This is a genomic window from Bartonella sp. AP30XZML (assembly GCF_042195945.1).
Taxonomy (GTDB): Bacteria; Pseudomonadota; Alphaproteobacteria; order Rhizobiales; family Rhizobiaceae; genus Bartonella.
On the sequence record NZ_JBHIPJ010000106.1, the window covers coordinates 1 to 1,875 of the forward strand.

Annotated in this window: 1 protein-coding gene and 1 pseudogene; both read right to left on the minus strand. The window is 47.4% G+C overall.

Features of this window, described 5'->3' with window-relative positions:
- Positions 1 to 831: DUF4815 domain-containing protein (locus tag ACFIL2_RS07860; RefSeq protein WP_375681726.1), on the minus strand; the 831-nt coding region annotated here is incomplete at its 3' end.
- Between the two features lies 1 nt (position 832).
- Positions 833 to 1,875 (minus strand): annotated as a pseudogene (locus ACFIL2_RS07865) (phage tail protein); the annotation flags it as partial.

Consider the following 1,875-nt stretch of genomic DNA (forward strand, 5'->3'; position numbering starts at 1 on the left):
AATATCAGCAATAGGAAAATAATAGGGTTTAAAGGTAAAGCTTGTTTTCCCTTTTGGGGGCGCAAAAATATGCGTTTCGCTTGGAACAACGCTTGTCGAAAAGTCCTCGAGTTCTTCATGACGCAAAGCCGCTAAGCGTTTGCGTTTAAAGCCATTGATATTGGCTTCTCCTTCTTGAATACTAAAGACTTGGCAACCGTTATTTGCTCCCAATGCGCTCACACGGCAGCCACTCACGATATAATGCCCATGGGCGCGGTCGTACGTCGCAATAGCTTGCATGGCTGGTTCAAGCAGTGAGGGCGATTTTTGATCAATCAGAACACCATCTTGTAAAATATAAACCGGAAAGAAAGTGCCGCTCTGCGCATCCTCTTTCAGTGCCCAAACAAGCTTTGCTGTTTCGCGTGCCGCTCCGGGCTCTCCTTCTGCCAAGGTGCCAGGAACTTGCCCCAACAGCTCTGGATCCTCTTCATGAGTTATCCATTTCTTTTGCAGCTTCACACCAATTTCCAAGCGCCCAATCATGGCAACATTGTTGAGTACAGCGGGTGCAACGGGGAAAATATCGCCTGCGATATAAATCTTGCCATCCGTTAAAGTGACGGTCTTTGTCTCTTTGTTGACAAAAGCATCAGCGCGTTCAACGCGGTCTCCTTCTTGTGCCACAAGGCGCCCCAAACGGTCATGCCGTCCCCTGATGATGGTTTGAACCTCATTCAGTTCACCCGCTTGAAGAAAAGGGCGCTGTCCATAAAACACCACGCTTTGTTGTTCCTCTTTGCCGCGAGATCTGTCAATTGCAAAGGGTAAACCACTTTCATGCTTCATGTTAAAACCTCAATAAAATTTTGAATTGTTCGCGAACATCGGCACGCAAAGGAATAGTGACAGGCGTTTTGAGTATCTCTACACCACCACGTAGTTCACCAAATCCTAACCAAAGTTTGCCAGGAGGGGTTTGTTGTGCAAGACAGCCATGAACGAGAAGGGAAACAGAGGCGGCTTGTTTGTCCTCAACATCTTCAAAATCTGTGCGGGCTGCAAGAAACAACAGAGTGCCGGTTGGGGAAGGGTTAAATTTGTTACCACAATGGCTGTACACACCATCCAAAGCCTGTTCGACAGGTGCTACAGCATAGCATCTGCGAGTGCCAATCACGTCATCTTTGGTGTCTCTTAACACGAGATAAAGCGTGCGGTTGCTAAACCACTCTGCCATGAGTATATCGCGTTCATGTTTTTTGACCGAACACCACGGAAAATTTGCCATGTCCCATGGATAATCAATTTGATCCCAGCTTAACTCTTCATCCCCATCATCTATCCAATTGCCAATAAGCCTGCCTTCTTCTCTTGTGAGCGTGTGATTGATCTCTGTTGTGCGCCCAAAGGAAAACAAAGTGTCCCCAGCTGTTAAGCGAACACCGCTTTCATACTCCAACATGCTGTCATCAAGCCGTGACATATTGCATTCAACAGCTTGCACATCATAACCATAGGTCCCACGGCGAAAATCAGAGCGCAAACTTTTGGAAAGGTCGGTAATCGCTTCAATGGCTTCAAGGCTTTTGCGTTCAGGCAACTGATCAAAATCAAGTTGAAAGGAATTCCACCATGCTCGCCCCGTCCAGGCGGGTTGAAAGCGTGCAGAAATCTCTAGCCATTCAAGCCCCAACTCTATTGCCGCAAGGGAGCCGCGCAAGCGCTGCCATTGAAGCCCTTGATCAATCAAATCATAGAGGTTTGGAACATAAGGTGTCAGTTCACCAAGCCCGTATTCTTCAATGAGCTACGGCAAGAAACGGGGAGGGCGTGTGATCAGTTTTGCGCGTGAAATCCCCAAAACAGAACCATCAATATCTTGATGAAAAT